A 21,082-nucleotide genomic window follows, 5' to 3' on the forward strand; every position below is an offset into this window, starting at 1 on the left:
TGCCGGGCCGCAGGCCCGGCCGGGAACTCCCTCAGTTACGCTGGAACATCGCCTGCACATCCCTGCGGAACGCCGCCTGGCTGTCCGCCCGGCTGTAGAACATGTGCCCGCCCGGATAGCTGCGCACCTGCACGCGATCCGGGTTGCTGCCCATCGCCGGCATCTGGTCCACCGTCAGGATCGACCCCATGAACGGGCACGACAGGTCGTTCCAGCCATGCACGATCAGCACCTGCAGATGCGGATCGATCGCCACCGCCTGGCGCAGCTGGGTCACCGCACCCTGGCGCAGCTCGCCATTGCGGTCCCACAGCCGGTTCACGTCGTAGTTCAGTGCCTGGTAGCGCGCATCCACCTTCCAGCCGACCACGCGGGTCACGAAGTCGACCATCGCCGTGGTGGTTGGCGCGATGATGCTGTCCAGCAGCGGATCATTGGCGCGCTGCTCCGGATCGTTCGGGAACGGATCGAATGCGGTCACGTTGGAATCGTAGCGACTGCCCAGCGTGCCCTTGTCGCGGAACACTTCGCGCAGGTAGGCCTGGGTCTCCAGGCGGCCGCCCGCGCGGCGCACGAACTGCGGGTCCAGCCCGGTCAGCTCGGTCACCCGGCGCAGCATCGCTTCGGTCGCCTGCGGATCGCTGCGGCCCTTCATCAATGCGGTCGCGTAGTCGCCACGCGTGTACTCGACCACTTCGCGCATCGCTGCATCGGTCAGCCTGCCCTGGCGTTCCAGGTGGGCTGCGGCAATCGACGGCAGCGTCTGCATCCAGGCCATCGGCGAGACATCGGCGTTGTCTTCCAGGGTCGGGCTCAGGTAGGGCGAGACCAGCACCAGGCCGTTCATCGCCACGCCCAGCCGGGTCTGCAGGAAGTGGGTGATGCGCGGGCCGCGATAACCGCCATAGCTCTCGCCGGTCAGGTACTTGCGCGAGGCCATGCGCTGGTTGCGCAGCAGCCAGTCGTAGATCGAGCGCGACAGGTACTCGATGTCGGCGCCGGGGTTGTACAGCTGCTTTTTCGCTTCGTCATCGCCGATGCGCGCGCGGCTGAAGCCGGTGCCGACCGGATCGATGAACACCAGGTCGGTGAAGTCCAGCCAGGTACCCGGGTTGTCATGCAGGGTGGCCGGCGCCGAGGCGCTGTCGCCTTCCGAACCGAAGGTCACAACCTTGGGTCCGATCGCGCCCATATTGAGGTAGACCGACGACGCACCGGGGCCGCCATTGAGCGCGAAGGTCACCGGCCGGTCCTTGCCCGGCATCGTGTAGGCGGTGAACACCACGTCGGCGATCACCTTGCCCTTGGCATCGCGCACCGGCAGGGTGCCGACGGTGGCGGTGTAGTCCAGGGTGCGGCTGGCCAGGCGCATGCTCTGGCGCGCCGACGCATCGGCCGGCAGCGCGGGCGCTTCGGTCTTGTCGTCTTTCGGGTCGGACTTGGCCTCGGCGTCGGGCGCGGCCAGCACGCTGGCAGGGGCGATGAGCAGGCCGACGCAGAGCGCGGCGATATGCAGCAGGGACTTCATGGCACCGTTTCGGCAGCGGAAGGGGGTTCCGATGCTAGGCCGGGGGAGGGCCGCGCCGTATGTGTCCAAAGGCATGGCCGCAGGCTGCAGCTCCCAGCGGCCAGATTGGGTCAAGCGGGCAGGGCGGCAGCCGCGTCGTCATCGGCCAGCAGGCCATAGACGGCCGAGTCGGCCAGTTTCCCCTGGATGCGCCAGCGCTGCCGCAGCACGCCCTCGCGGTGGAAGCCCAGCCGTTCCAGCACGTGTGCCGAGGGCGCATTGCGCGGGTCTATCTCGGCTTCGACCCGATGCAGGCGCAGCGTGCGGAACAGATAGGCCAGCACCTGCTGCAGCGCCTCGTGCATGTAGCCCTGGCCCTGCTGGTCGGGCGCCAGCAGGTAGCCGATCTCGGCGCGCGCGGCGTCTCGGTCCACGGCGAACACCACGCAGATGCCGAGCAGCGGGCCGTCCATGGATTCGCGCACGGCCAGTTTCAGCTGGGTGCCGATGGCATGGGCGGCAAGATCGTCATCGATCTGTTCGCGCGCCTCGGCCGGTCGCGTCCAGGCCGGGTGGTTCCACCAGCGCATCACGTCCGGGTCCGACTGAAGTACGAACAACGCGGCAGCGTCGTCGCGGCGGATCGGGCTCAGCACCAGCCGCGCGCTGTGCAGCGGCAGGCCGGGGAACAGCAGCGAGTGGCTGGCCAATACGGTGGTCCACGCGGATGGACGCGCATTATGGCGCTGCCGGGTTTGCCGATGGGGGCGGATGGCACCGGAGCGGAGGGACCGGTAGTGCCGGCCAGCGGCCGGCACTACCAGAGGATGGCGTCAGACTTCCAGCGAAGCCAGGTCGCCCTTGGTTTCCAGCCAGCCCTTGCGGTCAGACGCGCGCTTCTTGGCCAGCAGCATGTCCATCAGCGAACTCGTCTGCTCGCGATCGTCCACGGTCAGCTGCACCAGGCGGCGCGTATCCGGGTGGATGGTGGATTCACGCAGCTGCGGCGGATTCATCTCGCCCAGGCCCTTGAAGCGGGTCACGTTGATGGCGCCCTTGATCTTCTCGCGTTCGATCTTGTCCAGCATCGAGCGCTTTTCTTCCTCATCCAGGGCGTAGAACACCTGCTTGCCCACGTCGATGCGGAACAGCGGCGGCATCGCCACGAACACGTGGCCCGCGTCGACCAGCGCCGGGAAGTGCTTCAGGAACAGCGCAGTGAGCAGCGTGGCGATGTGCAGGCCGTCGGAGTCCGCGTCGGCCAGGATGATGACCTTGCCGTAACGCAGGCCGCTGATGTCATCCTTGCCCGGGTCGCAACCGATGGCGATGGCCAGGTTGTGCACTTCTTCCGAGGCCAGCACGCTGTTGGAGGAAACCTCCCAGGTATTCAGGATCTTGCCGCGCAACGGCATGATCGCCTGGAAGTCCTTGTCGCGGGCCTGCTTGGCACTGCCGCCTGCCGAGTCACCTTCCACCAGGAACAGCTCGGTGCGCGACAGGTCCTGGCTGATGCAGTCGGCCAGCTTGCCGGGCAGCGCGGGGCCCTGGGTGACCTTCTTGCGGACGACCAGCTTTTCGGTCTTCAGGCGCGCGCTGGCGCGTTCGATGGCGATCTGCGCGATCTTCTCGCCCAGCTCCACGTTCTGGTTCAGCAGCAGGCTGAAGGCATCGTGGGCCGCGCCCTCGACGAAGCCGGCGGCCTGGCGCGAGGACAGGCGTTCCTTGGTCTGTCCGCTGAACTGCGGGTCGGTCATCTTCAGCGACAGCACGAACGACACGCGGTCCCACACGTCTTCCGGGGCCAGCTTGACGCCGCGCGGCAGCAGGTTGCGGAAGTCGCAGAACTCGCGCAGCGCCTCGGTCAGGCCGGTGCGCAGGCCGTTGACGTGGGTGCCGTGCTGCGCGGTGGGAATCAGGTTGACGTAGCTTTCCTGTACCAGTTCACCTTCCGGCAGCCAGGCCACGGCCCAGTCCACCACCTCGGTGTCCTTCTTCAGGTTGCCGACGAACAGGTCGGCCGGCAGTGATTCGCGCTCGCCCAGTTCCAGCTTCAGGTAATCGCGCAGGCCGTCTTCGTAGTACCAGGTATCGACTTCACCGGTGGCTTCGTCGGTCAGCTTGACAGTCAGGCCCGGGCACAGCACCGCCTTGGCGCGCAGCAGGTGCTTCAGGGCGCGCACGGCGAACTTGGGCGTATCGAAGTACTTCGGGTCCGGCCAGAAGCGCACGCGGGTACCGGTGTTCTTCTTGCCGACGCTGCCGACCACTTCCAGCGGGGTGGCGCGGTCGCCGTTGCGGAAGGTGATGCGGTGTTCGGCGCCTTCGCGCTTGATGTGCACTTCCACCAGGGTCGACAGCGCGTTGACCACGCTGACGCCGACGCCGTGCAGGCCGCCGGAGAAGGTGTAGTTGTTGTTGCTGAACTTGCCGCCCGCATGCAGGCGGGTCAGGATCAGTTCGACGCCCGGAATCTTCTCTTCCGGGTGGATGTCCACCGGCATGCCGCGGCCGTCATCACTGACCTCCACGCTGCCGTCCTTGTACAGGGTGATCTCGATCGAACGGGCGTGGCCGGCGAGGGCCTCGTCCACCGAGTTGTCGATCACTTCCTGCGCCAGGTGGTTCGGGCGCGCGGTGTCGGTATACATGCCAGGACGGCGCTTGACCGGGTCAAGGCCGGACAGGACTTCAATATCGGCGGCGTTATAGCGTGCGTTCATCTATCTTCAAAGCGCGGAGCGACGCGCAAGTGTGCGGTGTGGACGGGGAATTTGCACGCCTGCGGTTCAGCCTCGGCGCCGGGGAGGGGGTAAAATGGCAGCCGCTGGAATCTGAACGCCGGCGACCCCGGTTGGGTCGAAACGTCCAAGCCATACCGCGAGGAGGACCTCATGAAGAAGTTGCTGACCATTGCGATCCTGGCCGCTGCCGCCGTTGCAGTGCCGCTGGTGGTGGCACAGAACGCCGGCCAGCCGGCCCCGCAGCAGGGTGACCAGGCCGACAAGGCGCAGGCCGAGGCGGATGCCAAGGCCAAGCGCCGCGCGCAGGCCACTGCCGAAATGAAGGCGCAGGGCCAGCCGGCCCCGCAGCAGGAAGAGGAAGAAGAGGCACGGAAGAAGAAGTAATCCTTCCACCCTCCGAAGCCCTTGCCGCAAGGGATTCGCTCCCCGACGCCCCGCTCAGCGGGGCGTTTCTTTTGGGTGTTGGCCGCAACTGCCCCTTGGGTTGGCGGCCATCAATCTGTAAACTACGGCTTTCCGGGAGTAAGTGCGTGTCCACCCTTTGCGAATGGGCTGGCGCGACCATGCGTGGTCGCCAGCAATGCGGGTCGCAGGTGACGGTCGATAGGGCCGGCACGGCCGCCCCGACCTCGCACGGTGGTCCCCGTCCGGCGCCTGCCGCCGCACGGTTGCGCACCTCCCTCGCTGCCCCGGCGAACCGGAAAACCCCCTTCAGGCTCCATGCCCGCCCCCAGGGCGCGCGTGGTGCTGCCGTTTTCCATTTCCAGACAGGATGCTTGCAGCCATGACTCCCTTGATTTTCGTAACCGGCGGCGTGGTGTCCTCGCTCGGCAAAGGCATTGCCGCGGCGTCACTGGCCGCCATTCTCGAAGCCCGTGGCCTGAAGGTCACGATGATGAAGCTCGACCCGTACATCAACGTCGACCCAGGCACCATGAGTCCGTTCCAGCACGGTGAGGTGTACGTCACCGACGACGGCGCCGAGACCGACCTCGACCTGGGCCACTACGAGCGCTTCGTGCGCACCCGCCTGAGCCGCAAGAACTCGGTCACCACCGGCCGCATCTACGAGAACGTGATCCGCAAGGAGCGCCGCGGCGACTATCTGGGCGCGACCGTGCAGGTCATTCCGCACATCACCGACGAGATCCGCCGCTGCATCGACGAAGCCACCGAAGGCTACGACGTGGCCCTGGTCGAGATCGGTGGCACCGTGGGCGACATCGAATCGCTGCCGTTCCTGGAGGCGATCCGCCAGGTACGCACCGAGCGCGGCCCGGAAAAGGCGCTGTTCATGCACCTCACCCTGGTGCCGTACATCGGCGCCGCCGGCGAGCTGAAGACCAAGCCGACCCAGCACTCGGTCAAGGAGCTGCGCTCGATCGGCATCCAGCCGGACGTGCTGCTGTGCCGTTCCGAGCAGGCCGTGCCGGATTCGGAGCGCCGCAAGATCGCGCAGTTCACCAACGTTTCCGAACGCGCCGTCATCAGCGTGCCGGACGTGGACGTGCTGTACCGCATTCCGTCCGGCCTGCACGCGCAGGGCCTGGACGAGATCGTGGTCAACCAGCTGAAGCTGGCCGACAAGGCCGGTCCGGTCGACCTGTCGATGTGGGAGGACGCGGTCGACGCGACCCTGCACCCGCTGGACGAAGTGACCATTGCCGTGGTCGGCAAGTACGTCGACCACCAGGATGCCTACAAGTCGGTGGGCGAGGCGCTCAAGCACGGTGGCCTGCGCCAGCGCACCAAGGTCAACCTGAAGTGGCTGGAAGCCCAGGACCTGGAAGGCACCGACATGGCCGCGCTGGCCGACGTCGACGGCATCCTGGTGCCGGGTGGCTTCGGCGACCGTGGTTTTGAAGGCAAGGTGCTGACCTCGAAGTTCGCCCGCGAGCAGCACGTACCGTACTTCGGCATCTGCTACGGCATGCAGGCGGCGGTCGTGGATTACGCCCGCAACGTGGTCGGCCTGGAAGGCGCCAACAGCACCGAGAACGATCGCCAGTCGCCGAACCCGGTGATCGGCCTGATCACCGAATGGCGCACCGCTACCGGCGACGTCGAGAAGCGTGACGACAAGAGCGACCTGGGCGGCACCATGCGCCTGGGCCTGCAGGAACAGCGCCTGAAGCCGGGCACGCTGGCCCGTGAGCTGTACGGCAAGGATGTAGTCGCCGAGCGCCATCGCCACCGTTACGAGTTCAACAACCGCTATCGCACCCAGCTGGAGGATGCGGGCCTGGTGATCGCCGGCAAGTCGATGGACGACACCCTGGTGGAAGTGGTCGAGCTGGCGCGCGATGCGCACCCGTGGTTCCTGGCCTGCCAGGCGCATCCGGAATTCCTGTCCACGCCGCGTGACGGCCACCCGCTGTTCATCGGTTTCATCCGTGCCGCGCGTGAGCGCAAGGCGGGCGGCAAGCTGCTTTCCGAAGTGCGCGCCTGACTTGTGAATGGGGGCTTCGGCCCCCATCCTGCATGCTTCAACCCCCAGCGCACCGGCATGGCCGGTGCTGCGGACAACAAGGAAACGCCATGAAACTGTGTGGATTCGAGGTCGGGCTGGACCAGCCCCTGTTCCTGATCGCCGGCCCCTGCGTGATCGAGTCGATGCAGCTGCAGCTCGATACCGCCGGCAAGTTGAAGGAGATCACCGACCGCCTCGGCGTCAACTTCATCTTCAAGTCCAGCTTCGACAAGGCCAACCGCACTTCGGGCACTGCCTTCCGCGGCCCGGGCATGGAAGAAGGCCTGAAGGTGCTGGCCGAAGTGAAGAAGCAGATCGGCGTACCGGTGCTGACCGACGTCCACGAGTACACCCCGATGGACGAAGTGGCCTCGGTGGTGGACGTGCTGCAGACCCCGGCATTCCTGGTCCGCCAGACCGACTTCATCCGCAAGGTGTGCTCGGCCGGCAAGCCGGTCAACATCAAGAAGGGCCAGTTCCTGGCGCCGTGGGACATGAAGCCGGTCGTGGAGAAGGCCAAGGCTACCGGCAACGAGCAGATCATGGTCTGCGAGCGCGGTGCCAGCTTCGGCTACAACAACCTGGTCAGCGACATGCGTTCGCTGGCGGTGATGCGCGATACCGGTTGCCCGGTGGTGTTCGATGCCACCCATTCGGTGCAGCTGCCGGGCGGGCAGGGCACCAGTTCGGGCGGCCAGCGCGAGCACGTGCCGGTACTGGCCCGTGCCGCAGTGGCGGTGGGTATCTCCGGCCTGTTCGCCGAAACCCATCCGGATCCGTCCAAGGCTCTGTCCGATGGCCCCAATGCGTGGCCGCTGGATCAGATGGAAGCCCTGCTCGAGACCCTGATGGAGCTCGATGCGGTGACCAAGAAGCACGGCTTCTCGCGCTTCGCGTGAGTCGCGACCCGTGGGTGGCGCTGGACGCCCAGCGTCACCGTCGGCACTGGAAGCAATGGCCGTGGGGCTTGATCGCACTCGGCCTGGCGGTGCTGTTCACGGTGGGCATGTTCGGCCTGGTGCTGATCGGCGCCGCGTCGGTGCGGCCGCCCGGTGATGGCGGCAGCGCGATCAATCTGCGCGCATATTTCATGGCATTGATGGTGGCAGAGCTGCTGGCTGCCGTGGGCTGCGCCGTGTCCGCCGTACTGGCCTGGCGGCTGAATCGCGGCAAGGTGGCGGCGGGCCTGGCGATCATCCTGCTGTCGCTGTGGCTGGGCGCCCTGTTCTACGGTCTTCTTTGATGAATACGAGCGCGTCGGCGCGCGGTTGGCCCTGGGGCCTGATCGCGCTGGGGCTGTCGGTGCTTGCGTGGGCGTCCCTCCTGCTGGGCGTACTGGCCTTTGCGGCCAGCTTCGGCTCGCCGGGTGACGGCAACCACGGCATGCGGGCCATGCAGTACTGGATTCTGGCCGCTCTGGTCATGCTCGGCCTGTCGTTCGTCGGCAGTCTGGTGGCGATGGTGCTGGCCTGGCGACGGCAGCGTGGACCCATCTGGGCAGCCATTGCCGGTGCGCTGCTGGTGATGCTGCTGTCGCTGGTCCTGATCGTGATCGGGTCCAGCTGGGGCTGACGCCGATCAGGCCATTTGGCAAGTGGCGGGCAGCCGGGGATAATCACGCGGCATTCGTTTTGTCGCCCCCTCTCCATACAGGTAACCGGCCCGACCATGAGTACGATCCGCAGCATCCACGCCCGTGAAATCCTCGACAGCCGTGGCAATCCCACGCTGGAAGCCGAAGTCATCCTGGAGGACGGTTCGTTCGGTCGTGCCGCGGTTCCCTCCGGCGCCTCGACCGGCACCAAGGAAGCGGTCGAGCTGCGTGACGGCGACAAGACCCGTTACCTGGGCAAGGGCGTGCGCAAGGCCGTCGACATCGTCAACGGTGCCATTGCCAACGCGCTGAAGGGTTTTGAAGCCACCGACCAGGCTGGCCTTGACCGTCGCCTGATCGACCTCGACGGCACCGAGAACAAGGGCCGCCTGGGTGCCAACGCGCTGCTGGGTGTTTCGATGGCGGCCGCGCACGCTGCTGCCGCATCGAGCAAGCAGGCGCTGTGGCAGTACCTCGCCGCCAAGACCGGCGTGACCCCGTCGCTGCCGGTGCCGATGATGAACATCATCAACGGCGGCGCGCATGCCGACAACAACGTCGACTTCCAGGAGTTCATGGTGCTGCCGGTGGGCTTCACCTCGTTCTCCGAAGCGCTGCGTGCCGGTACCGAGATCTTCCATTCGCTGAAGTCGGTGCTGAAGGGCCATGGCCTGAGCACGGCGGTCGGCGACGAAGGCGGCTTCGCACCGGACTTCCGCAGCAACGTCGAAGCGCTGGACACCATCCTCGAGGCGATCGGCAAGGCCGGCTACACCGCCGGTGAAGACGTGCTGCTGGGCCTGGACGTGGCCTCCAGCGAATTCTTCGAGAACGGCAAGTACAACCTGGTCGGCGAGAACAAGCGCCTGACCTCCGAGCAGTTCGTCGACTTCCTCGCCGACTGGGCCGCGCAGTACCCGATCATCACCATTGAAGACGGCCTGGCCGAGAACGACTGGGCCGGCTGGAAGCAGCTGACCGATCGCATCGGCAAGAAGGTGCAGCTGGTCGGTGACGACCTGTTCGTGACCAACCCGAAGATCTTCCAGGAAGGCATCGACTCGGGCACCGCCAACGCGATCCTGATCAAGGTCAACCAGATCGGCACCCTCAGCGAAACCCTGGAAGCGATCGCCATGGCCGACCGTGCCGGCTATGCCGCCGTGGTCTCGCACCGTTCGGGCGAAACCGAAGACACCACCATCGCCGACATCTCGGTTGCCACCACCGCAACCCAGATCAAGACCGGCTCGCTGTGCCGCAGCGATCGCGTGGCCAAGTACAACCAGCTGCTGCGCATCGAGGAAGCCCTTGGTGCCGGCGCGCGTTACGCCGGTCGTGACGCGTTCGTTTCGCTGAAGCGCTGAGCCGATGCGCGACTGGCGCTGGATGCTGCTGGTGCTGGCCCTGCTGCTGGGCTGGCTGCAGTACCGCTTCTGGTTCGGTCCGGGCAATTCGGGTGAAGTGATGATGCTCGAAGCGCAGGTCGCCAACCAGGAGCGGGACAATGAGGGCCTGCAGCAGCGCAACGATGCGCTTGCTGCCGAAGTGAAGGACCTCAAGGAAGGCCAGTCCGCCATCGAGGAACGCGCGCGCAGCGAGCTGGGCATGATCAAGCCCGGCGAGAAGTTCTACCGCGTGGTCGAAGATGCGCCGGTTGCACCGGCGCAGTCGGCGGCAGGCGCCAATGCCCAGGCCGCCGAACATCCGGCGGACGTGCCGTGAGCGCGGCGATCTGGGTGGTGGTTCCGGCCGCCGGCCGAGGCACCCGCTTTGGCGCGCCGCTGCCCAAGCAGTACCTGCAGGCCGGCGGGCAGATCCTGCTCGCCCACACCCTGGACGCGCTGCTGGCGCATCCGGCCGTGGCCGGAGCGATGGTGGTGGTCGGGCAGGACGACGCCGACTGGCCGGGCTGGACCGAGTGGGCGGGCAAGCCGGTGCTGACCTGCATCGGCGGCGCGACCCGCGCCGCTTCGGTACTGGCCGGCTTGCAGGCGCTGCCGGAGTCGGTGCGCGCCGATGAGTTCGTGCTGGTCCACGACGCCGCGCGGCCGAACCTGTCGCTGGCCGATCTCGGTCGCCTGCTTGAGGTGGGCCGTGCCGATCCGGTCGGCGCGATCCTGGCCGCGCCGGTGCGCGATACGCTCAAGCGTGCGGGCGACGATGGTGGCATCGATGGCACCGAGCCGCGCGAACGGCTGTGGCGTGCGTTGACCCCGCAGCTGTTCCGTCGCCACCAGCTCAGCCGTGCGCTGTCCGAGGCTGCGGCCGCCGGTGTCGAGGTCACCGACGAGGCCATGGCCATGGAGCGCCAGGGCCAGCGCCCGCTGCTGGTGGAAGGCAGCGAGGACAACTTCAAGGTCACCACCCCGGCCGATCTGGACCGGTTCGAATTCGTACTTTCCCGCCGCGCCGGCTGATTGCCCGCGCGGCCCTGCAGCAAGGGTTGTATCCATGAGCACCGCACCGTTCCCGCCCGTCCGCATCGGCCAGGGCTACGACGTCCATGCCTTCGGCGAGGGCGATCACATCATGCTTGGCGGCGTGAACGTGCCACACAGCTGCGGCGTGCTCGCGCACAGCGATGGCGACGTGATCCTGCATGCCCTGTGCGATGCCATGCTCGGTGCGCTGGCACTGGGTGACATCGGCCAGCACTTCCCGCCGAGTGATGACCGCTGGAAGGGCGCCGACAGCAGTGAGTTCGTGCGCCACTGCGACAGCCTGCTGCGCGAGCGCGGCTGGCGCGTCGGCAACACTGACATCACCGTGATCTGCGAGCGACCCAAGGTCGGCCCGCATGCGCTGGCGATGCGCGAGCGCATCGGCGGGCTGCTGCAACTGCCGCTGGATGCGGTCAGCGTCAAGGCCACCACCTCGGAAAAGCTTGGCTTCACCGGCCGCGGTGAAGGCATCGCCGCACAGGCGGTGGTGCTGCTGGTGGCGGCATGATTCCGGTACCGCTGGCGTTTGGCGCGCCGCTGCTCACTGCACGCATCCGCAGCATCCCTGAAGATTTCCAGGTCGACGAACTGCCGGCCTTCGAGGCCACCGGCGAAGGCGAGCACCTTCTGCTGCACATCCGCAAGCGCGGTGCCAATACCGTGCACGTGGCCAAGCTGCTGGCGATGTGGGCCGGTTTGCCGGAAATGGCGGTCAGCTATGCCGGCATGAAGGACCGCCACGCGGTCACCACCCAGCGCTTCAGCGTGCACCTGCCCAAGCGCATCGCGCCGGATCTCGCCGCGCTGGCCAGTGATGAGATCGAAGTGCTCGACGCTACCTGGCACAACCGCAAGCTGCAGCGCGGCGCGCTGGCCGGCAATCGCTTCAAGCTGGTGCTGCGCGACGTGAAGGGGGATCGCGCAGCGATCAGCGAACGCCTGCAGCAGATTGCCGAGCGAGGCCTGCCGAACTGGTTCGGTGAGCAGCGCTTCGGCCGCGACGGCGGCAACGTGCCTGCGGCCCTGGCGATGTTCGGTGGCCGTCGCATGCGCAAGGACCAGCGTTCGCTGCTGTTGTCGGCTGCCCGTTCCGCACTGTTCAACCGCGTGCTGGCCGCGCGGGTGGAGCAGGGTAGCTGGGACCAGCCGCTGGACGGGGAAGTGTGGATGCTGGACGGCAGCCGCAGCGTGTTCGGCCCCGAGCCCTATACCGATGTGCTGGCCGAACGCCTGGCGCGCTTCGACATCCATCCCAGCGCACCGCTGTGGGGCGAGGGCGAGCTGCGCAGCACCGATGCTGCACGTGAGCTCGAACTGGGCGCGCTGGACGATGAGGAATCGAAAGCGCTGCGGGCCGGCCTGGAAGACGCACGCCTGAAACAGGAGCGCCGCGCGCTGCGCCTGCGACCGGCCTTGCTGCAGCATGAGTGGCTGGCCGATGACGTGCTGGAGCTGTCGTTCGCGTTGCCGCCGGGCTGCTACGCCACCGCGGTACTGCACGAACTCGGCCCGGTCGAAGACGCGAGCCACGGGGCGTAACCCGCCGGCGGCCAATGCGCGGATGCTGTGGGAGGCTCTGGCCATTGGCGGGCTTCGTATCGCGTGCATGGCGTGGATCCCGATGGATCCACGCCATGCCGGGTTCAGCAGGGCGCCTGCTGCAGCCAGCCGTTGCAGTTCCGGTAGGACGGCAGTGAACTCAGCGGCAGCGAGTAGGTGGCAGAAATCGTCCGGCCATCGTCGCGCAGGCATTCGGCCCTGAACTCGCACAGGTTTGCACCCACCGCCACCATGTATTGAAGGCTGCAACTGCGTGCGGCTGACGACTGCTGGAAGGCCTGCCTGCATTCCGCATCAGTTGCCTGCGGTGACAATCCGCCCAGCAACCCCTGCGGGCGTGCGCCAACAGGCAGCGCGACGACCAGGGCGAGCAGGGTGCTGCCGATCAAAACGGGGATCTTGTTCATCAGCCGAACTCCTTGAGGAATGTAGGTGTCCCGTAACCTCAGGTCAGAGGACACACGGATTGAACGGCATCCGTTCTCCAGCCGGCTATCAGAATGCTTGCAACCTGCTGCGCGAATCGCATGATTCCCGCGCGGCATCACAGTCTGCAAACGTGGTCTACGCCATTCCCGTCGTGCGTGCTCGCCTTCAGCGCCGCGCCAGCAACACCAGCACCGCGCCGGTACCGCCTTGCCCGGTCGGTGCCGAATGGAACGCCAGCACATCGTTGCGCAGGCGCAGATGGCGATCGACCAGGTTCTTCAGCACCGGCGCGCCGCCATCGGACTGCAGGCCCTTGCCGTGGATGATGCGCACGCAGCCATATTCGTGAGCATGCGCCTCCAGCAGGAACTGACGCAGCAGTGACTCGGCCTGCGCGGCGGTGGCGCCGTGAAGGTCCAGTTCGTCCTGCACCGAGTACTGTCCACGCTTCAGCCGCTGGAATAGGCGCGGCGGCAGGTTGTCGCGCCGATAGCTGGCCACGTCGCCGGCTTCCAGTGGCGAGCTGTCGCGCAGCAGCCGGGCGAACTCGCCAGCCGCTTCGGCCTCGTCGCGTTCGGCCATGCGCGCGCGCGGCTTGGGCCGCGGCGCGGCCGGGGCCGGCTCGGCATCCTTGCGCAGCGGCGTCACTTCGCCGATGGCCGCACGGAACAGGGCGGCTGGATCTTCGTCTTCAGGGTGCGACATGCGCACAGGGTAAACCGCCGGCGCAGGTCTGCCTATGACGGTTCGATGTCGGCCCTGACTGCCGGCAGGGTAGGACCCGCGGCTCGCATGCGGCACAATAGACGATGCCCTTGCAGGGTCGACGGCTTCCGCAGGGGAGTACGGCGGTCCCGCCCACACTGCACGGTGACGGAATCGAATTCTTGGAAAATCAAGCGGTTAAATCGAAGATGCGAATCCTGGTCAGTAACGACGACGGCGTCGACGCCGCAGGCATCCGGATGCTGGCCTCGGTCCTGCGCGAGGCAGGCCACGAAGTCACGGTGGTCGCACCCGACCGCGACCGCTCCGGCGCCAGCAACTCGCTCACCCTGGACCTGCCGATCCGCCTCAAGCGCATCGACCATTACACCGTTTCGGTGGCCGGTACGCCCACCGACTGCGTGCATCTGGCGCTGACCGGCCTGCTGGAGTTCGAGCCCGACATTGTCGTGTCCGGCATCAACAACGCCGCCAACCTGGGCGATGACGTGATCTATTCCGGCACCGTCTCGGCGGCAATGGAAGGTCGCTTCCTCGGCCTGCCGGCAGTGGCGGTCTCGCTGGTCAGCCGCAACCACGATCCGAAGCACTTTGAGACCGCTGCGCGTGCCGCCGTGGAAATCGTCGCCCGGCTCAAGGCCGATCCGCTGCCGGCCGACACCATCCTCAACGTCAATGTGCCGGACCTGCCGTGGAACGAGGTCAAGGGTTTTGAAGTCACCCGGCTCGGCAACCGCCATCGCGCCGAAGGCTGCATCGCGCAGAAGGACCCGCGCGGCAACGAGGTGTACTGGATCGGCCCGGCTGGTCGTGAGCAGGACTCCGGCCCCGGCACAGATTTCCACGCGGTGCGCACCGGGCATATCTCGATCACCCCGATCCAGGTCGACCTGACCCGCTACCAGGCGCTGGAGAAGGTGGCCAGCTGGGTCGGCGGCCTCAGCGCCGCGCTGGACCGGCCGGCATGAGTCCACGCCTGCGATTGCAGCCGGAAGCTGTCGGCATCGGCATGACCTCGCAGCGCGTGCGTGATCGCCTGGTCGATCGCCTGCGCGAGGCCGGCATCGTCGACGAGCCCACCTTGAATGCGATCCGGGTGGTGCCGCGCCATCTGTTCATCGACGAGGCGCTGGCCTCGCGCGCCTACGAAGACACCGCGCTGCCCATCGGCCACGGGCAGACGATTTCACAGCCGTGGGTCGTGGCGCGGATGACCGAGGCGGTGCTGCAGGGTGCGCCGAAGCGGGTGCTGGAGGTCGGTACGGGTTCCGGCTACCAGGCGGCCATCCTCGGCGCGCTGGGCCTGGAGGTCTACACCGTGGAGCGCATCGGAGACCTGCTGCGGCAGGCGCGCAAGCGCTTCCGTGCGCTGGGCATGAACATCCGCACCAAGCATGACGACGGCCGCGTCGGCTGGGCCGAGCACGGCCCGTTCGATGCCATCGTGGTCACTGCTGCGGCGCCGGCATTGGTTGACGCACTGGTCGAACAGCTGGCCGAGGGCGGCCGGTTGGTGGCGCCGGTCGGCGGCCCCGGAGCGCAGTCGCTGGTACAGCTGGACCGCAAGGCCGACGGCAGCATCGAACAACGCGTGCTGGCGCCGGTCACCTTCGTGCCGCTGCTGTCTGGCATGCTCGACTAATCCACGGAGCAGGGTTGCATGAAGATTTTCGGGCCGCTGTACGAGCGGGCGATGAAGTGGGCGGCGCACGAACGCGCGCCGACCTACCTGACGGTGTTGAGTTTCTTCGAAGCGATCATCTTCCCGGTGATGCCGGAGGTGATGCTGGCGCCGATGTGCGTGGCCCAGCCCAAGCGCGGCTGGTGGTTCGCCACGCTCAGCCTGGCCGGGTCGATGGTCGGCGCCGTGGTCGGCTACGCGCTGGGTCACTTCGCCTTCGAGGCGATCAAGCCGCTGTTCGAGGCGCTGGGCATGCTGCCGGCGATCGAGCAGGGCATCACCACCGTGCAGGCAAAGATGGCCGAATCGCCGTGGGCGGTGTTCACCTTCCTGGTGCTGGGCGGCTTCATGCCGATCCCGATGAAGGTCTTCACGTGGGCATCGGGTATCGTCGGCGTACCGATGCCGCAGTACCTGCTGAGCATGCTGATCGGTCGTGGCAAGCGCGTGTACGTGCTGGCCGCGGTCATCCGGATCGGTGGCGCGCGTGCCGAAGCGGCGCTGCGCCGCTGGATTGAACCGCTGGGCTGGATCGCCACCGCGTTGGTGGTGGTGCTGATCGCCTGGCTTGTATGGAGGTCGAAGTTCGCATGAGTCCTGATCGTCTGAGCAAGGGAGTGCGCATCGGCGCGCTGGCGTTGCTGGTTTCCACCCTGGCCGCCTGTGGCACCGCGACTGTGGTCCGCCCCGGTGGCGGCGGCAGCAGCGGGGGCGTGACCACGCCAAAGACCTCGGTGCCCAAGCCGGGGCAGACCGTGGTCGTGCGCAAGGGTGACACCATCTATGCGCTGGCCCGCATCCACGACATCACTCCGGCCGATCTGATCGCCTGGAACAGCCTGGACAACCCCTCGACGATCCATCCGGGGCAGGTGATCCGCCTGTATCCGGCCGGTGCCAGCGGCGGCCGCGCGCCGACCACGGTGGTCACCGCCCCGCGTTCCGGTGGCAGCACTGCCGGCAGCACCGCGCCGACCACCGCACCGGCGGGTCCGGTGAAGAGCAACATCGCCTGGCGCTGGCCGGCCGATGGCGCGATAGTTGGCCGCTACGTGGCCGGCGACGCGACCAAGCAGGGCGTGGACATCGCCGGCACCAGCGGCCAGCCGGTGAAGGCCACGGCCAATGGCGTGGTGGTGTATTCCGGCGCCGGCCTGGTCGGCTACGGCGAGCTGATCATCATCAAGCACAGCGACCAGTGGCTGTCGGCCTATGGCCACAACCGCAAGCGCCTGGTGAATGAAGGCCAGAGCGTGAAGGCGGGGGAGCAGATCGCCGAGATGGGCCGCACCGGTGCGAACCGCGACATGGTTCACTTCGAGATCCGCTACAACGGCAAGCCGGTCGACCCGCAGCAGTACCTGCCGGCACGCTGACGCCGTTGGATCAGGTAGCGGCCGGGCCATGCCCGGCCCTCCTGACCTGTTGCGTCGAGCCATGCTCGACTCGGGTAGCGCAGAGATGCGGTCGCTTGCGATTTTGTGTGTCGCAGGCTCACCTTTGCTGCGGATGGAATACCCGGCATTCTTGAGTGGTCCCATCCGCCCCGGTGCCGCATGTTCCGCTTTGCTTCCGCTCTCGCGCTGCTCATCGTCGCGCCGCTGGCCGCAGCCGCCAGCGATCCGCGTGACGTGGTCACCCGTCTCTATGACGCCATCCAGGCGCCGGCGTCGAACGAAACAGCCATTCCGCCAATGCTGGGCGATGCCCTGCGCGCGGCCATTGATGCCCAGCGCGCTTACGAACGGGCCTGCAGCGCGTTGGCCGCGCGCGACGAAAAGCCGCACATGCTCGACCAGAGCCCGTATCTGCTGGCACCGGATCGGCCGGAAACGATATCCGCAGGAATGCCCCGATCAAGCGGTGACGCCACCTGGATCCGCGTTGACATGGCCGTGGGCGACTATCACTGGACCGACCGGGTCCTGCTGCAGCGGCAGGACCGCGACTGGAAGGTCATGGATATCCGCTGGGGGCAGGGTGGCAAGCTGATTGGCCGGCTCAAGGCGTTCTCGGCCTTCCGCTGCACAGCTTCGGGCAGCTAGCGCCGGGGCGCACCCGGCGACTCGAACTCAGCCTTCCAGGATGAAGGCGGCGGCGACCTTGCGGCCTTCAGCGGCCAGGATGTTGAAAGTGCGTGCGGCGGCCGGATTGTTCATCACTTCCAGGCCAATGCCGCGCGACAGGCAGGCTGCCATCACCACGGCCGGCGGGAACACCTGGCGGTCGCCGGTGCCAAGCACGATCAGTGCCGGGTTCAGTGCCAGGATCGGCTCCAGGTCGGCCAGCTGCAGCTCGGCGGCCTGCTTCACCGGCCAGTGCTCGACCAGCTGCTCCGGGGTCAGGAAGAAGCTGCTGCCCAGCGCCTGGTCGTTGACCCGCGCCGAGCGGCCGTCGGCGGCGCGCAGGCTGTAGGCGTAATCAGGCGGTTCGTGGTTCAGCTGCATGGCAGTAGGGCGATCAGCCGCGCGGCAGCACGATCTGGCGCTGTTCCTTGCTCGGGCGGTACAGCACGGCAACGTGGCCGATGCGCTGCACCAGCGCGCTTTCGGTGGCTGCGACAATCTCGCCGATCATCACGTCACGGGCGTCGCGGTCCTCGGCAGCGACCTTCACCTTGACCAGCTCATGGCGCTCCAGCACTTCGTTCAGCTCAGCGATGAAGGCCGGGGTCACGCCCTTGCCGCCGGTCTGCAGCAGGGCCTTCAGGTCGTGGGCTTGGCCGCGCAGGAAACGGGTCTGGGAGGCGGTCAGGGCGATGGACATGCAGGAAAACACGGTTGAATGGGGCGATCAGGGTATCATGAGGACCCCATCAGCCCCTATTTTCAATGGCAACCCGCAGCAAAAGCAGCCAGCGCTGGCTCAAGGAACATTTCTCCGACCCCTTCGTGAAGAAGGCGCAGGCCGAAGGCATGCGCTCGCGCGCCGCCTACAAGCTCGAAGAGCTGCTCGAACGTGACCGCTTGCTGAAGCCGCACATGGTCGTGGTCGACCTGGGAGCGGCCCCGGGAGGCTGGTCTCAGCAGGTTCGGAGACAGATTGGCGACACTGGCCGCGTGCTGGCGCTGGACATCCTGGACATGCCGCCGCTGGCCGGCGTGGAGTTCCTTCATGGTGACTTCAGGGAAGAAGCCGTCCTATCTCAGTTTGAAGCCATGCTCGGGGATCAGCCGGTAGACCTTGTGCTGTCGGACATGGCCCCCAATAAGAGTGGTGTGGGCGCGGTCGACCAGCCGCGGATGATGCACCTGGCGGAGCTGGCCCTGGATTTTGCCGACAACCACCTGAAGACCGGTGGGGCATTCCTGATCAAGCTGTTCCAGGGCGAAGGCTTTGACGACTATGTGCGCGAAATGCGCCGCAGATACGACAAGGTCTCCATCCGCAAGCCGGAAGCCTCGCGCAAGCGCTCTCCCGAGGTGTATGCCTTGGGTCAGGGAAAACGCGCCCACATGAAGTAAGCTCGCAACGTACGCAAGTTCGACCCCAACGCAACGCCAGCACTAAGAGGAACACCGGAGCCAATGAGGATGAACGACTTGACCAAGAACCTCCTGCTATGGGTGGTCGTCGCCGTCGTGCTGATGGTGGTCTTCCAGAGCTTCTCGCCCAAGACATCCGGTGCCGGGGCGCAGGGTGCGTCGTACTCGCAGTTCCTGGACCAGGTGGACAGCGGCAACGTGCAGAAGGTCGCCTTCGGCGGCGACATGCGCGGCGGCACCAGCCAGCTGACCTACACCACCCGCGGTGGGCAGTCGTCCACCATCACCGCGCCGTTCGATCGTGACCTGATCAACGTGCTGCGCACCAAGAACGTGGAGATCGTGCAGGAAGAGCCGTCTAGCGGCATCTCCCTGGGCGCGATCCTGATGAATTTCCTGCCGGTCATACTGATCATCGGCTTCTGGTTGTTCATCATGCGCCAGATGCAGGGCGGTGGCGGCGGTGCCAAGGGCGCGATGTCCTTCGGCAAGTCGCGCGCCAAGCTGCAGGGCGAAGACCAGATCAAGGTCACCTTCGCCGACGTCGCCGGCTGCGACGAGGCCAAGGAAGAAGTGGGCGAGCTGGTCGACTTCCTGCGCGACCCGTCCAAGTTCACCAAGCTGGGCGGCAAGATTCCGCGCGGCGTGCTGATGGTGGGCCCGCCGGGTACCGGCAAGACGCTGCTGGCCAAGGCCATCGCCGGCGAAGCCAAGGTGCCGTTCTTCTCGATCTCCGGTTCGGACTTCGTGGAAATGTTCGTCGGCGTCGGCGCCAGCCGCGTGCGCGACATGTTCGAGCAGGCCAAGAAGCACGCCCCATGCATCATCTTCATCGACGAAATCGACGCCGTCGGTCGCCACCGTGGTGCCGGCCTGGGCGGCGGTCATGACGAGCGCGAGCAGACCCTGAACCAGCTGCTGGTCGAGATGGACGGCTTCGAGGGTGGCGAGGGTGTGATCGTGATCGCCGCGACCAACCGTCCGGACGTGCTGGACCCGGCGTTGCTGCGTCCGGGCCGTTTCGACCGCCAGGTCGTGGTGGGCCTGCCGGACGTGAAGGGCCGCGAGCACATCCTGAAGGTTCACATGCGCAAGCTGCCGCTGGCCGACGACGTCGAGCCGATGGTGATCGCGCGCGGTACCCCGGGCTTCTCCGGTGCCGATCTGGCCAACCTCTGCAACGAAGCGGCGCTGTTCGCAGCGCGTGGCAACGAGAAGGAAGTCCGCATGGACCACTTCGACCGTGCCCGCGACAAGATCCTGATGGGTGCCGAGCGCCGTTCGATGGCCATGAGCGAGGAGGAGAAAACCCTCACCGCCTACCACGAAGCGGGCCACGCCATCGTCGGCCGCCTGGTGCCCGAGCATGACCCGGTCTACAAGGTCACCATCATTCCGCGCGGTCGTGCGCTGGGTGTGACGATGTACCTGCCGGAAGGCGACAAGTACTCGATGAACCGCGTGGCGATCAAGTCGCAGCTGTGCTCGCTGTACGGTGGCCGCGTGGCCGAGGAACTGATCTTCGGTGCCGACAAGGTCACCACTGGCGCGTCCAACGATATCGAGCGCGCCACCAAGATGGCCCGCAACATGGTCACCAAGTGGGGCCTGTCCGACCAGCTCGGCCCGATCGCCTATGGCGAAGAGGACGACGAGGTGTTCCTGGGCCGCTCGGTCACCCAGCACAAGAGCGTGTCCAACGACACCGCGCGCCGCATCGACGAGGAAGTGCGCAACATCCTCGACGAGGCCTACGCACGCACCACCGAGCTGATGACCGCCAACCTGGACAAGCTGCACGCCATGTCGCAGCTGCTGCTGCAGTACGAGACCATCGACGCGCCGCAGATCGACGCCATCATGGAAGGCCGCGATCCGCCGCCGCCGGCCGGCTGGAACAAGTCGAACAAGGATGGTGGCAACGACAAGGGCGGCGACGCCCGTCCGCTGCCGCCGATCGCAGGCCCGGCCGAATCGCACTGACGGCCCGCTGCACGTGACACTAGACGAGGCCGGGGCAACCCGGCTTCGTCGTTTCCGGGCCATTGGCCCCTTCCGAAGCACCGAACTGACGCTGGAGCCCGCATGTCCGCCCCGAAGCCCGAACCGATTTCCCACACCGTCGAGATGGTCATCGCCACCGTGGTGGGCGTAGGGGTAGGCCTGGGTGCCGACAACCTGCTGCTGGGCTGCGTGGTGGGTATCGCGGTCGGCATCGTGCTGAGCATCGCCAAGACCCTGTACGTGGACCGCAAGCGCCGCCGCCGTTGAGGGGTATCGGCAGGGCTGCGCCCTGCACCTGTGGTAGTGCCGGCCGCTGGCCGGCAACCTCAGCGGCAACAGCAACAGCGGCATTCCGTGGGATGGCGGGACGGTGTGGGTTGGCAGGACACGCCGTAAACCCGTGCCTGGGGGCTCGATGGCGCCATCCATGGCGCCAAC

The 21,082-nt window shown here is 66.8% G+C and carries 25 protein-coding genes; 18 read left to right on the forward strand and 7 right to left on the reverse strand.

What is annotated here, in order from left to right; all coding sequences use genetic code 11:
* Positions 1 to 31: 31 nt before the first annotated feature.
* The 3 genes from O0J73_RS13630 to parE form a co-directional block, all read right to left on the reverse strand.
* Positions 32 to 1,528, reverse strand: a complete 1,497-nt coding sequence (locus tag O0J73_RS13630; protein ID WP_308308915.1) for a S10 family peptidase — start codon at positions 1,526 to 1,528, stop codon at positions 32 to 34.
* A 110-nt stretch (positions 1,529 to 1,638) separates the two neighbouring features.
* Positions 1,639 to 2,217, reverse strand: coding sequence for a GNAT family N-acetyltransferase (locus O0J73_RS13635; protein ID WP_164242671.1), 579 nt, complete (start codon positions 2,215 to 2,217; stop codon positions 1,639 to 1,641).
* Between the two features lie 123 nt (positions 2,218 to 2,340).
* Positions 2,341 to 4,230, reverse strand: a complete 1,890-nt coding sequence (gene parE / locus O0J73_RS13640) for a DNA topoisomerase IV subunit B (RefSeq protein WP_049458019.1) — start codon at positions 4,228 to 4,230, stop codon at positions 2,341 to 2,343.
* A gap of 171 nt (positions 4,231 to 4,401) precedes the next feature.
* Here parE and O0J73_RS13645 point away from each other — a divergent pair, with 171 nt between their 5' ends.
* The 10 genes from O0J73_RS13645 to truD all read left to right on the forward strand — a co-directional run bounded on the left by O0J73_RS13645 (position 4,402) and on the right by truD (position 12,298).
* A complete protein-coding gene (locus O0J73_RS13645; RefSeq protein ID WP_006431442.1) occupies positions 4,402 to 4,635 on the forward strand; it encodes a hypothetical protein in 234 nt (77 codons plus the stop codon).
* A gap of 400 nt (positions 4,636 to 5,035) precedes the next feature.
* Complete coding sequence (locus O0J73_RS13650; protein ID WP_006431479.1) at positions 5,036 to 6,700, forward strand: CTP synthase; 1,665 nt, start codon at positions 5,036 to 5,038, stop codon at positions 6,698 to 6,700.
* Between the two features lie 89 nt (positions 6,701 to 6,789).
* Positions 6,790 to 7,620, forward strand: a complete 831-nt coding sequence (kdsA, locus tag O0J73_RS13655) for a 3-deoxy-8-phosphooctulonate synthase (protein ID WP_006431480.1) — start codon at positions 6,790 to 6,792, stop codon at positions 7,618 to 7,620.
* Positions 7,617 to 7,964: a hypothetical protein gene (locus tag O0J73_RS13660; RefSeq protein ID WP_308308917.1), complete on the forward strand. Its 348-nt coding sequence runs from the start codon at positions 7,617 to 7,619 to the stop codon at positions 7,962 to 7,964. The genes kdsA and O0J73_RS13660 overlap by 4 nt, the downstream gene beginning before the upstream one ends.
* On the forward strand, positions 7,964 to 8,293 hold the full coding sequence (locus O0J73_RS13665; RefSeq protein WP_279943518.1) for a hypothetical protein: 330 nt from the start codon (positions 7,964 to 7,966) through the stop codon (positions 8,291 to 8,293). The genes O0J73_RS13660 and O0J73_RS13665 overlap by 1 nt, the downstream gene beginning before the upstream one ends.
* Before the next feature lie 96 nt (positions 8,294 to 8,389).
* On the forward strand, positions 8,390 to 9,682 hold the full coding sequence (gene eno / locus O0J73_RS13670) for a phosphopyruvate hydratase (protein ID WP_308308918.1): 1,293 nt from the start codon (positions 8,390 to 8,392) through the stop codon (positions 9,680 to 9,682).
* 4 nt (positions 9,683 to 9,686) lie between these two features.
* A complete protein-coding gene (ftsB, locus tag O0J73_RS13675; protein ID WP_006431483.1) occupies positions 9,687 to 10,040 on the forward strand; it encodes a cell division protein FtsB in 354 nt (117 codons plus the stop codon).
* A complete protein-coding gene (gene ispD / locus O0J73_RS13680; RefSeq protein ID WP_053449344.1) occupies positions 10,037 to 10,735 on the forward strand; it encodes a 2-C-methyl-D-erythritol 4-phosphate cytidylyltransferase in 699 nt (232 codons plus the stop codon). The genes ftsB and ispD overlap by 4 nt, the downstream gene beginning before the upstream one ends.
* Before the next feature lie 34 nt (positions 10,736 to 10,769).
* A complete protein-coding gene (gene ispF, locus O0J73_RS13685) occupies positions 10,770 to 11,267 on the forward strand; it encodes a 2-C-methyl-D-erythritol 2,4-cyclodiphosphate synthase (protein WP_014646702.1) in 498 nt (165 codons plus the stop codon).
* Positions 11,264 to 12,298: a tRNA pseudouridine(13) synthase TruD gene (gene truD / locus O0J73_RS13690; RefSeq protein ID WP_308308921.1), complete on the forward strand. Its 1,035-nt coding sequence runs from the start codon at positions 11,264 to 11,266 to the stop codon at positions 12,296 to 12,298. The genes ispF and truD overlap by 4 nt, the downstream gene beginning before the upstream one ends.
* A gap of 104 nt (positions 12,299 to 12,402) precedes the next feature.
* On the opposite strand, the gene O0J73_RS13695 is transcribed toward truD, so the two are convergent.
* On the reverse strand, positions 12,403 to 12,726 hold the full coding sequence (locus O0J73_RS13695) for a hypothetical protein (RefSeq protein WP_308308922.1): 324 nt from the start codon (positions 12,724 to 12,726) through the stop codon (positions 12,403 to 12,405).
* 187 nt (positions 12,727 to 12,913) lie between these two features.
* Positions 12,914 to 13,453 carry a Smr/MutS family protein gene (locus tag O0J73_RS13700; protein ID WP_049458012.1) on the reverse strand — a complete coding sequence of 180 codons (540 nt, stop codon included), beginning with the start codon at positions 13,451 to 13,453 and terminating at the stop codon, positions 12,914 to 12,916.
* Between the two features lie 209 nt (positions 13,454 to 13,662).
* On the opposite strand from O0J73_RS13700, the gene surE reads away from it, so the two are divergent.
* The 5 genes from surE to O0J73_RS13725 all read left to right on the forward strand — a co-directional run bounded on the left by surE (position 13,663) and on the right by O0J73_RS13725 (position 17,200).
* Entirely contained in the window at positions 13,663 to 14,442 is a 780-nt protein-coding gene (gene surE, locus O0J73_RS13705; protein ID WP_008266466.1) for a 5'/3'-nucleotidase SurE, read from the forward strand.
* Positions 14,439 to 15,116: a protein-L-isoaspartate(D-aspartate) O-methyltransferase gene (locus tag O0J73_RS13710; protein ID WP_006431541.1), complete on the forward strand. Its 678-nt coding sequence runs from the start codon at positions 14,439 to 14,441 to the stop codon at positions 15,114 to 15,116. The genes surE and O0J73_RS13710 overlap by 4 nt, the downstream gene beginning before the upstream one ends.
* Before the next feature lie 18 nt (positions 15,117 to 15,134).
* Complete coding sequence (locus tag O0J73_RS13715) at positions 15,135 to 15,749, forward strand: YqaA family protein (RefSeq protein WP_006431543.1); 615 nt, start codon at positions 15,135 to 15,137, stop codon at positions 15,747 to 15,749.
* Positions 15,746 to 16,531, forward strand: coding sequence for a peptidoglycan DD-metalloendopeptidase family protein (locus O0J73_RS13720; RefSeq protein ID WP_197564658.1), 786 nt, complete (start codon positions 15,746 to 15,748; stop codon positions 16,529 to 16,531). Before O0J73_RS13715 ends, O0J73_RS13720 begins: the two co-directional genes overlap by 4 nt.
* Before the next feature lie 180 nt (positions 16,532 to 16,711).
* On the forward strand, positions 16,712 to 17,200 hold the full coding sequence (locus tag O0J73_RS13725; protein WP_308308924.1) for a hypothetical protein: 489 nt from the start codon (positions 16,712 to 16,714) through the stop codon (positions 17,198 to 17,200).
* A 27-nt stretch (positions 17,201 to 17,227) separates the two neighbouring features.
* On the opposite strand, the gene O0J73_RS13730 is transcribed toward O0J73_RS13725, so the two are convergent.
* On the reverse strand, positions 17,228 to 17,602 hold the full coding sequence (locus tag O0J73_RS13730; protein WP_006431648.1) for an Mth938-like domain-containing protein: 375 nt from the start codon (positions 17,600 to 17,602) through the stop codon (positions 17,228 to 17,230).
* A gap of 13 nt (positions 17,603 to 17,615) precedes the next feature.
* On the reverse strand, positions 17,616 to 17,921 hold the full coding sequence (gene yhbY, locus O0J73_RS13735) for a ribosome assembly RNA-binding protein YhbY (protein ID WP_006431650.1): 306 nt from the start codon (positions 17,919 to 17,921) through the stop codon (positions 17,616 to 17,618).
* A gap of 65 nt (positions 17,922 to 17,986) precedes the next feature.
* On the opposite strand from yhbY, the gene rlmE reads away from it, so the two are divergent.
* The 3 genes from rlmE (at position 17,987) to O0J73_RS13750 (ending at position 20,911) form a co-directional block, all read left to right on the forward strand.
* Positions 17,987 to 18,619: a 23S rRNA (uridine(2552)-2'-O)-methyltransferase RlmE gene (rlmE, locus tag O0J73_RS13740; protein ID WP_006431652.1), complete on the forward strand. Its 633-nt coding sequence runs from the start codon at positions 17,987 to 17,989 to the stop codon at positions 18,617 to 18,619.
* Between the two features lie 69 nt (positions 18,620 to 18,688).
* A complete protein-coding gene (ftsH, locus tag O0J73_RS13745) occupies positions 18,689 to 20,623 on the forward strand; it encodes an ATP-dependent zinc metalloprotease FtsH (protein WP_014036751.1) in 1,935 nt (644 codons plus the stop codon).
* A 102-nt stretch (positions 20,624 to 20,725) separates the two neighbouring features.
* A complete protein-coding gene (locus tag O0J73_RS13750) occupies positions 20,726 to 20,911 on the forward strand; it encodes a hypothetical protein (RefSeq protein WP_008265807.1) in 186 nt (61 codons plus the stop codon).
* Positions 20,912 to 21,082: the final 171 nt, after the last annotated feature.

The sequence above is a fragment of the Stenotrophomonas sp. Sm6012 genome, from assembly GCF_030985895.1.
In the GTDB taxonomy this organism is placed as follows: Bacteria; Pseudomonadota; Gammaproteobacteria; order Xanthomonadales; family Xanthomonadaceae; genus Stenotrophomonas; species Stenotrophomonas forensis.

Coding starts and splice junctions, on each gene's coding strand:
- O0J73_RS13750 (WP_008265807.1), top strand. CDS start 20,726: ATGTCCGCCCCGAAGCCCGAACCGATTTCCCACACCGTCGAGATGGTC.
- O0J73_RS13645 (WP_006431442.1), top strand. CDS start 4,402: ATGAAGAAGTTGCTGACCATTGCGATCCTGGCCGCTGCCGCCGTTGCA.
- O0J73_RS13725 (WP_308308924.1), top strand. CDS start 16,712: ATGTTCCGCTTTGCTTCCGCTCTCGCGCTGCTCATCGTCGCGCCGCTG.
- O0J73_RS13650 (WP_006431479.1), top strand. CDS start 5,036: ATGACTCCCTTGATTTTCGTAACCGGCGGCGTGGTGTCCTCGCTCGGC.
- ftsH (WP_014036751.1), top strand. CDS start 18,689: ATGAACGACTTGACCAAGAACCTCCTGCTATGGGTGGTCGTCGCCGTC.
- yhbY (WP_006431650.1), bottom strand. CDS start 17,921: ATGTCCATCGCCCTGACCGCCTCCCAGACCCGTTTCCTGCGCGGCCAA.
- O0J73_RS13700 (WP_049458012.1), bottom strand. CDS start 13,453: ATGTCGCACCCTGAAGACGAAGATCCAGCCGCCCTGTTCCGTGCGGCC.
- O0J73_RS13710 (WP_006431541.1), top strand. CDS start 14,439: ATGAGTCCACGCCTGCGATTGCAGCCGGAAGCTGTCGGCATCGGCATG.
- ispF (WP_014646702.1), top strand. CDS start 10,770: ATGAGCACCGCACCGTTCCCGCCCGTCCGCATCGGCCAGGGCTACGAC.
- O0J73_RS13695 (WP_308308922.1), bottom strand. CDS start 12,726: ATGAACAAGATCCCCGTTTTGATCGGCAGCACCCTGCTCGCCCTGGTC.
- O0J73_RS13715 (WP_006431543.1), top strand. CDS start 15,135: ATGAAGATTTTCGGGCCGCTGTACGAGCGGGCGATGAAGTGGGCGGCG.
- parE (WP_049458019.1), bottom strand. CDS start 4,230: ATGAACGCACGCTATAACGCCGCCGATATTGAAGTCCTGTCCGGCCTT.
- O0J73_RS13665 (WP_279943518.1), top strand. CDS start 7,964: ATGAATACGAGCGCGTCGGCGCGCGGTTGGCCCTGGGGCCTGATCGCG.
- eno (WP_308308918.1), top strand. CDS start 8,390: ATGAGTACGATCCGCAGCATCCACGCCCGTGAAATCCTCGACAGCCGT.
- rlmE (WP_006431652.1), top strand. CDS start 17,987: ATGGCAACCCGCAGCAAAAGCAGCCAGCGCTGGCTCAAGGAACATTTC.
- surE (WP_008266466.1), top strand. CDS start 13,663: ATGCGAATCCTGGTCAGTAACGACGACGGCGTCGACGCCGCAGGCATC.
- kdsA (WP_006431480.1), top strand. CDS start 6,790: ATGAAACTGTGTGGATTCGAGGTCGGGCTGGACCAGCCCCTGTTCCTG.
- O0J73_RS13630 (WP_308308915.1), bottom strand. CDS start 1,528: ATGAAGTCCCTGCTGCATATCGCCGCGCTCTGCGTCGGCCTGCTCATC.
- truD (WP_308308921.1), top strand. CDS start 11,264: ATGATTCCGGTACCGCTGGCGTTTGGCGCGCCGCTGCTCACTGCACGC.
- O0J73_RS13720 (WP_197564658.1), top strand. CDS start 15,746: ATGAGTCCTGATCGTCTGAGCAAGGGAGTGCGCATCGGCGCGCTGGCG.
- O0J73_RS13730 (WP_006431648.1), bottom strand. CDS start 17,602: ATGCAGCTGAACCACGAACCGCCTGATTACGCCTACAGCCTGCGCGCC.
- ftsB (WP_006431483.1), top strand. CDS start 9,687: ATGCGCGACTGGCGCTGGATGCTGCTGGTGCTGGCCCTGCTGCTGGGC.